This window comes from Flavobacterium sp., assembly GCF_046153165.1.
Lineage (GTDB): Bacteria > Bacteroidota > Bacteroidia > Flavobacteriales > Flavobacteriaceae > Flavobacterium.
This window is the reverse complement of record NZ_JBJXEN010000022.1, coordinates 32,155-40,129: the sequence shown is the minus strand read 5'-3', so window position 1 is coordinate 40,129 and position 7,975 is coordinate 32,155. Positions and strand designations below refer to the sequence as shown.

At 28.0% G+C, this 7,975-nt stretch carries 7 protein-coding genes; 1 reads left to right on the top strand and 6 read right to left on the bottom strand.

Going from position 1 to position 7,975, the window contains the following annotated elements:
* Positions 1-2: 2 nt before the first annotated feature.
* Genes ACKVOV_RS03275 through ACKVOV_RS03260 form a run of 4 tightly spaced genes read right to left on the bottom strand, consistent with a single transcriptional unit; the run spans position 3 to position 3,701 of the window.
* A complete protein-coding gene (locus tag ACKVOV_RS03275) occupies positions 3-443 on the bottom strand; it encodes a sterol desaturase family protein (protein WP_409205343.1) in 441 nt (146 codons plus the stop codon).
* A 5-nt stretch (positions 444-448) separates the two neighbouring features.
* Positions 449-1,288 carry a phytoene/squalene synthase family protein gene (locus ACKVOV_RS03270; protein WP_409205342.1) on the bottom strand — a complete coding sequence of 280 codons (840 nt, stop codon included), beginning with the start codon at positions 1,286-1,288 and terminating at the stop codon, positions 449-451.
* Positions 1,289-1,292: 4 nt separating this feature from the next.
* Entirely contained in the window at positions 1,293-2,753 is a 1,461-nt protein-coding gene (locus ACKVOV_RS03265) for a phytoene desaturase family protein (protein ID WP_409205341.1), read from the bottom strand.
* 48 nt (positions 2,754-2,801) lie between these two features.
* Positions 2,802-3,701, bottom strand: coding sequence for a MerR family transcriptional regulator (locus tag ACKVOV_RS03260; protein ID WP_409205340.1), 900 nt, complete (start codon positions 3,699-3,701; stop codon positions 2,802-2,804).
* Positions 3,702-3,779: 78 nt separating this feature from the next.
* Between ACKVOV_RS03260 and ACKVOV_RS03255 the strand changes: the two genes are divergently transcribed.
* Positions 3,780-4,922: a lycopene cyclase family protein gene (locus ACKVOV_RS03255; protein WP_409205339.1), complete on the top strand. Its 1,143-nt coding sequence runs from the start codon at positions 3,780-3,782 to the stop codon at positions 4,920-4,922.
* Between the two features lie 45 nt (positions 4,923-4,967).
* On the opposite strand, the gene ACKVOV_RS03250 is transcribed toward ACKVOV_RS03255, so the two are convergent.
* Both ACKVOV_RS03250 and ACKVOV_RS03245 read right to left on the bottom strand, forming a co-directional pair.
* Positions 4,968-5,660, bottom strand: a complete 693-nt coding sequence (locus tag ACKVOV_RS03250) for a hypothetical protein (RefSeq protein ID WP_409205338.1) — start codon at positions 5,658-5,660, stop codon at positions 4,968-4,970.
* Between the two features lie 855 nt (positions 5,661-6,515).
* A complete protein-coding gene (locus ACKVOV_RS03245; RefSeq protein ID WP_409205337.1) occupies positions 6,516-7,946 on the bottom strand; it encodes a GEVED domain-containing protein in 1,431 nt (476 codons plus the stop codon).
* Positions 7,947-7,975 lie beyond the last annotated feature (29 nt).

Genomic DNA, 7,975 nt, shown 5'->3' with positions numbered 1-7,975 from the left:
TTTTATCTGAAGTATTTGAAAGGAACAATAAGCATTCCAAAACATTCTCCATCTCCTTTTCCTATGTGTTTGTGATGCATTTTGTGTGCTCTACGAAGTGCTCTTGCATATCTGTTATCAGAATTTCTAAATAATTTAAACCGCTGGTGAATAAAAATATCGTGAACTAGAAAATAAGTTAATCCATAAGCAAAAATTCCTAAACCAATAGCTAGACCAACCTTGAGGATGTCATTTTTCCAGAGTAAAAAGAAAATTATACTCACAATAGCGTAAAATATAAAAAAAGTATCATTTCTCTCAAACCAAGAATCATGATCTTTTTTGTGATGGTCTGCGTGCAAATTCCATAAGAAACCATGCATGATATATTTATGACTAAACCATGCCATAAACTCCATAAAGAAGAATGTAAAAAAGAAAACTAAGATATATAACCACATAATTTTTACAATAAATTTAAACGATATTTTACATAACAATTAGCAAGCAAACCAACTTTTTGATAGTCTGGAACCCGAATTCTAGTATTTTTTATTTCTGCCGAAGGCGTTTTTTTTAATTTAGATAATAATTTTTTGTAATAAATATAAGCAGTATAAACACCAAATTTTGCTTCGATGGGTAAATTAACAATTCCTTCATAACCTGCTTTAAAATCGGCTTCAATTTCTTTGATAATTTCTTCTTTAGAAGTTTCGTTAAGTTGAGATAAGTCAGTATTAGGAAAATAAGTTCTGTCTAAACCTTCAAAATCTGCTTTTAAATCTCTGAGAAAATTCACTTTCTGAAAGGCAGAACCCAATCTCATAGCAGCAGTTTTTAAGCTTTCATATAATTCGATATTTCCTTTAACAAAAACCTTTAAACACATTAATCCTACAACATCTGCACTTCCATATATGTATTCGTTATATTCATCTTTTGTTTTATACTCTTTTTTTACTAAATCTAGCTTCATACTTTTCATAAAAGCATTAATTAGATCATTAGGAATTTTGTGTTTATGAACTGTGTGTTGAAAAGCATTCAAAATCGGATTTAAGCTTATTTTTTGTTTTAAAGCATTTTCCAAATCTACTTCAAAGGTATTAAATAAGGCTTCTTTGTCATAATCATGAAAGCTATCTACAATTTCGTCTGCAAAACGAACAAAACCATACACATTGTAAATATCTTGCCTTATACTTGGCGCAAGCATTTTTACCGCCGATGAAAATGAAGTGCTATAGGATTGTGTTACAATCTTACTACAATCATTAGATACTATGTCAAAAAGTGATTTCATATTATTATGAATATTTTTTTATTAAATCAGCTACTAATTTTCCAGAGATTAATGCAGGCGGAACACCAGGGCCGGGTACAGTTAGTTGTCCTGTAAAATATAAATTTTTTACTTTTTTACTTTTTAATTTAGGTCTTAAAAAAGCGGTTTGTAATAAGGTATTTGCCATTCCGTAAGCGTTTCCTTTGTATGAGTTGTATTCTTTGACAAAATCGTTTACACAAAATGATTCCTTAAATATAATGTTTTTTCGAACTTCTTGGTTTGTAATTTTTTCAAAACGAGTCATTATTTTTTCGAAATAAATATCTCTTAATTCTTGTGTATCTTCAATTCCGGGAGCGATTGGGATTAGAAAAAAGCCATTTTCGCAACCTTCAGGAGCTGTTTTAGGATTTGTTTTTGAAGTAAAATTAGCGTAAAATAATGGCTCTGTTGGCCATTTTGGGTTATCATAAATTTCTTCTGCATGCAAATCGAAATCGACATCAAAAAATAAATTATGATGAATCACACTGTTTAATTTTTTGTTGAAACCAACATAAAATAGGAGAGATGATGGCGCAAAAGTTTTCTTGTTCCAATATTTTTCAGAATATTGTCTGTATTTAGGATCTAAAAGAGTTTCGGTATGATGATAATCGGCTCCAGATAAAATGATGTCGGTATAAATTATCTTTTCATTTACTAAAATTCCTTTTGTTATTTTATTGTCTACTATTATTTTTTCAACATTTGCATTTGTAATTATTTTTACACCCAATTCTTTTGCTAAAGTTGCCATTCCAGTTATTACATCATGAAAACCATTTGTAGGTTGCCAAGTTCCTAAACCAAAATCTGCAAAATTCATAAAACTATAAAAAGAAGGTGTTTTTGATGGTTTTGCACCAAGAAATAAGACAGGGAATTCTAATATTTGTATTAGTTTTTTATTTTTAAATTGTTTTCTAACATCTTTACTAATATTCGAGAAAAACTGATCTATTTTTTTAGCAGTTTCTATAGTTACTAGTTCTAGTGGTGATTCTCCGGGTCTATAAACTAAATCTTTTATAGCAATATCATAATTGCTTTTAGCGTCCGATATAAACTTTTTTAGTTTGCAGCCACTTCCAGTTTCAATACTTTCAAAAGTATCAACTATTTCTTGAAGATTGTCTGAAATTGTTATAATATCATTAATACTATAAAAAACTTTATATCCAGGAGATAATTTTTTTAAAGCGTAGTAATCTGATGGTTTTTTGTTAAAATCGGCAAAAAATTTCTCAAAAACATCTGGCATCCAATACCATGATGGTCCCATGTCGAAAGTAAAACCTTGTTTAATCATTTGGCGAGCTCTTCCACCAATAGTACTGTTTTTTTCGTAAATAGTAACGCCGTTACCAGCTTGTGCTAAATAGCAAGCAGCTGCTAAAGACGAAAATCCGGATCCTAATATTGCAATTTCTTTTTTCATAATTGTTTAACAAATATATAAAAAAGTTAAACAAAAAAATGTTAAACTTTATATTTCTTCAATAATTGATTGTATCGATTGAAATACTTTCGTTTTTTTATTCAAAATATTAGGGTTTATTTCAGTAATCATTTTTCCTATAAACCAGCATTCTGAAGTCTCATTAACAAGAATTTCATTTTTAATTTTCTCTATATAATTATTAATTTCGTCTTTTGTAGGCTGAACGGTCATATAACTTACAAAAGTAATTTTATCGAAATACCGTTGAATATCCTTAAGACTTTCTATAGGAACACTTTCTCCAAGATATATAGTTTTGTATCCATTTAATATAAATTCGTAATTTAGATACATTAATCCAAGTTCGTGAATTTCATTTGAAGGTAAATACAAAACAAAAATTTTGTCAGCTCTAGTAGGTTCTAAAACTTGAATTTTTTCGGTATTTGTGATAAGCTTTTGTTTTATTAGATGACTAATAAAATGTTCATGTGCAATAGTTATTGTATTAGATTGCCATAGTAAGCCTATTTCGTTCATGAGCGGAATAAAAACTTCATAAAAAACATCTCTAAAAGATTTTTCGGACAATAAATTATTGTAAGTATTGATGAAAAGCGTTTGATCAAAATTCATCATAGCCATTTTAAAGGCATTTATAGCATGGCTTTTTGCGCTTTTTTCTGACACAATTTCTCGAACCAAAGCTGGAATTTTATCAGGTGATAATTTAGATATTCGAGATATTTTGTAACCATAATCATGTAGTAAAGTTATGTTTAGCAATTTTTGAAGATTATGAATATCATAAAGGCGAATATTTGTATCGGTTCGCATGGGTTCTAGAATTGAATATCTTTTTTCCCAAATTCGAATAGTATGTGCCTTTATTCCCGAAAGATTTTCAAGGTCCTTAATGCTAAAAATTGTTTTAACTGCGTTCATCTTTTTCTTGTAAAAGTTAAACAAAACTAAATAATTAATTGTTTTGTTTTCTTATATTTGTTAAAATACTTTCAAAAAATGCAAATAAATTATGATTATATCTTTGCAGGAGCAGGATTAGCGGGTCTGATGATTTTGGATAAAATGATAGATGCTAGGCTTTTAGAAAGAAAAAAAGTATTGTTATTAGAGACTGATGTTAAAAATAGTAACGACAGGACCTGGTGTTTTTGGGATGATGAATCAGGTGATTTTGACAATTTAGTTTCAAAAAGATGGAAGCAAGCTCTGTTTGTAAATGAAAAACAAACAATAGAATGTCTCTCAGGTGATGCAAATTATAAAATGATTGAGTCAATTAGGTTTTATGATTATGTTTTAGATAAATTAAAAAAATATCCAGAAATTATCTGGAAAAAAGAAAAATTTATTTCTTTTGAAGATAAAAATTCGTCAGTAATTGTGACTTCTAATATTGCTAAATATACTGCAACATTTTTTTTAAATAGTGTTTTTGACGTTTCAAAAATTGAGAATAATATAAAATACCCACTTCTAAAACAGCATTTTATAGGTTGGTTTGTAAGAACTACGAATCCAATTTTTGATGCCGATTGTGCTACTTTTATGGATTTTTCTATTCAGCAAAAAGGAAACACACGATTTATGTATGTATTGCCATTTTCACAAACGGAAGCATTAGTCGAATATACTTTATTTTCACCTGATTTGTTACCAGAGAACGAGTATGAAGAAGCAATAAGTGATTATCTAAAAGAAAAAGGAGTAACTTCTTTCGACATTATTAAGAGAGAACAAGGAAATATTCCTATGACCGTTTTTCCTTTCTGGAAAAGCAATTCGAGAAACGTTTTGCATATAGGAACGGCTGGTGGTTGGACAAAAGCTAGCACGGGTTATACTTTTAAGAATACAATAAAACAATCAGAAAGAGTCATTTTGTTATTGAAAAATCCAATAATCGATTTTAGAAAATTTCATAAACCCAATAGATTTTTGTTTTATGATACACTTTTTGTTAGGGTTTTGTATAGAAATAATGCTTTAGGAAAAAAGATATTTTCTAATATGTTTCTAAAAGTAAATTCAAAAAAAATATTCAAATTCCTAGATGAGGAATCTAATCTAAAAGAAGAATTAGAAGTTATATTAGCCTGTCCTAAAATACCATTTATAAAATCTTTGTTAAGATTTAAATAGTAATTATACGCACTTAAGTCATTTTAAATTAAAAACCCAAAAAAATTAAATTTCTATTGAAAACATTTTTTTGAATTTAGATTTATTTTTAATATCAGGTTGTATATTTACTGCTTTTCCTTTATTTATAATATTATTTTCGTCTATTTTAATAAAATCTTTTGTTAAAGACTTAAACAATGATGAAAAATTCATATTAATTATTTTAATCATCAAATTGTCGTTATTAAATTTCATGTAAATATAAACACTATCATTATCATTAAAAATTTCTAAAATTGAGTCCATTTCAATTTTTTTTATTTCAATTTTATCTGTTACTAAATACAAAAAGTCGTAACATTTTAGATCTTTAATTTTGCGGTTATTATTAAACTTGTTTAATGCATCGATGATTTCGTTTAATAAATCTAATTTTGTAATATCAGTAGTTATATAATTGGGGGTAGTTTTTTTAAAATATTGAAATTCAGATCTATTTTTCTTGAGATTTTCTTCAGAGTTTATAATTAAATAAGGTTTTCCAATGTATACCTCTATATCTTTTACTAGGCTTATTGTTTGTTCGGATCCTAAAAAAGCAACATCTAAAAAAATAAAGTCAAGTTCGTAATTATTTAAATAGTCAGGATTTCTCGTAACTAAAATATTATTCAATGATAGTTCATGCAGGTTTTCTATAAGTTTGGAACATTGATTATCATTTTTAGATAAAATAACAATTTTTAATTCTCCCATTTTTTTAGTTGTATGTTTAAATTATTTTGTGTTGATTCTTGGAGTAACTTACTGTATTAATAGTTGTAAAATATTTTAATAAAAAAAAATAAGATGCGAATTGAACTAACATTTTTAAAACATATAGTAGCTCATTTTTTATATAAAATTTATATAAGAAAAAGAAGGTATTTGATGTTATAAAACAATAGCACATTATAATTCCATAGTCGTTTTTTTGGTTGTTAATGAAAAGGAAATTAAAAAGGAGTAACGATGCTAAAACGCTTAAAATTAATATTTTAATAAAGAATAAAATGTTCAACGTTAAATCGATACTTTCTATAGAATACAAAACAAAAAACAAAAACAAATAATTTAAAAATGTTACAATAACTAAAAAATATACTTTTCTTATAGCCAATGGTTTTTCAAACATATTTTTTGTTGTGAAATACACAATTATGATATAAATTAATGAATTGAGAATTGTAAGAAAATAATTTTCCAGATCTAGTTTAAAAAGAACAATTAAATCTTGAAAAAAGAAACACAATATTGTTAAATCAAAATAAATATTTATGTTTTTAATTTCAAGATAATAAATGAATAAAGAACATGTAATAATAGGTTTGCTAATTAAATAAATTAAGTCATTGGTAAAACAAAAACTTATGGCGTTTAGAATACTCGAAAATATATATAAAGCTAGTGCTGGTGATATTGCTTGGCTTCTAATATTATAAAATCGATTTCTTATTACCATTTTATATTTTTTTATGATACCAGAAGTTTCAAAGTACCGAAAACGGCAAACTGTTATCGATACTTTTTACTTCTATATTCCCTCAAGAACCAATAAAAATGAGGTGTTTGTTAATTTGTTTTTATGATTTTTATAGTCTTCACTAAATTATCAACTTCAACCTTTACAAAATAAGCACCATTAGTTAAACTAGATATATCTATTTGAGATTGAGAAGCATTTATATCTTTTTTAAACATTTCCTGTCCTAATAAATTACATATAGCTACTTTTGAGATGTTTGAAGTGTAAGATAAATTTAATACATCTTTTACAGGGTTAGGGTATGCAGAGAAATTTGTATTGTCAAATGATGTTGTGCTTAATGGAACATCATAAGCTGAAATCCCAATATCACCCAAAACGTCATTAGCATATTCAAAAACTCTAATATATAATGTTGCTCCAGGAGTTTGATTAGTAACTGATTTTAATGAGTATGAGGAAGGACCACTATCATCATCACAATCAATATGAGTTAATGAGCCACAAGCTCCAGAGTATATTGCAATTACAGAATCAAATCCTGTTTGTGCAGTTGTGGTGTCCCCAGTTTCTATAGTTATACTCCCACTTGCAGGAACAATAACTTTGTACCAAATATCTCCTCCTGAAAGTCCATTGCAAGTAGTAATTGTTTCTGTAGAATCGCTTGCTTCCAGATTAGTACCGTCTGTAATATAATCGTTATAGGTAGTTCCTACAGTTAACAAAATTGCATTTGCACAATCATCATTTGCAGGAGGGCAAGCTACATAGTTATAGGTTCCCATTATAACATTACAAGTAGCATTGTTTCCGTGTTGCAATGTTAGTGTTGTAGGAGTATTAAAAGCAAATGGGCCTACTTGAACATTGCCAGTTGCAGTAACTGGCCAAGTTGTAGTGCCATCAGTAATTGAGGGAGTACCACTTCCTAAGTTTGTTACATTTACTTCTACAAAATATTGACTGCTTGTGCAGTTAGGAGTTACAGAAGTTGTTGCCGCAGGTGGTGCACAAGTAGGTATTACTACATTTATGGTATAATCTTCAAAAGTTCCATAACTATCATTATAGCAAGGGGTAACTGGGCCATTATCTTGTCCTCCAACTCGTAATCGATGATTTCCTAATACAGCTGAAGCTGGAACTGCAAAAAATCCTGAAAGCGTTGTTAGTGAATTACCGTCGGTAGTTCCGCTGTAAACTTCTTCATCAGTATCATCAAAATCAAAATCGTTATTCCAATCTATCCAAATTTTTGTTTCATAGGTATATCCTGCTCCTGTGTCATAACTTATACTAAATGAAGTTTGCAATCCTTGATTAACATCGGTAATTTGAGAACTGTAATCACCATAATTATCGGTTTCTGCTACAGTTGTATTATTTATTGTCCCCATTGTAACATTAGTAATTCCAGTACCATCTACAGAAGTTGGATTTGGAGTACAATACTGAGCCTTAATTTGAAAGGAAATAATAAATAAAGATAGAAATAAGAGAAATTTTGTTTTCATAATTTGATTTGTTTTTTCAAATATTGAAA

Bases quoted from the DNA above. Each gene is read 5' to 3' on its own strand.
- ACKVOV_RS03275 (WP_409205343.1), bottom strand. From the start codon at position 443: ATGTGGTTATATATCTTAGTTTTCTTTTTTACATTCTTCTTTATGGAG.
- ACKVOV_RS03270 (WP_409205342.1), bottom strand. From the start codon at position 1,288: ATGAAATCACTTTTTGACATAGTATCTAATGATTGTAGTAAGATTGTA.
- ACKVOV_RS03265 (WP_409205341.1), bottom strand. From the start codon at position 2,753: ATGAAAAAAGAAATTGCAATATTAGGATCCGGATTTTCGTCTTTAGCA.
- ACKVOV_RS03260 (WP_409205340.1), bottom strand. From the start codon at position 3,701: ATGAACGCAGTTAAAACAATTTTTAGCATTAAGGACCTTGAAAATCTT.
- ACKVOV_RS03255 (WP_409205339.1), top strand. From the start codon at position 3,780: ATGCAAATAAATTATGATTATATCTTTGCAGGAGCAGGATTAGCGGGT.
- ACKVOV_RS03250 (WP_409205338.1), bottom strand. From the start codon at position 5,660: ATGGGAGAATTAAAAATTGTTATTTTATCTAAAAATGATAATCAATGT.
- ACKVOV_RS03245 (WP_409205337.1), bottom strand. From the start codon at position 7,946: ATGAAAACAAAATTTCTCTTATTTCTATCTTTATTTATTATTTCCTTT.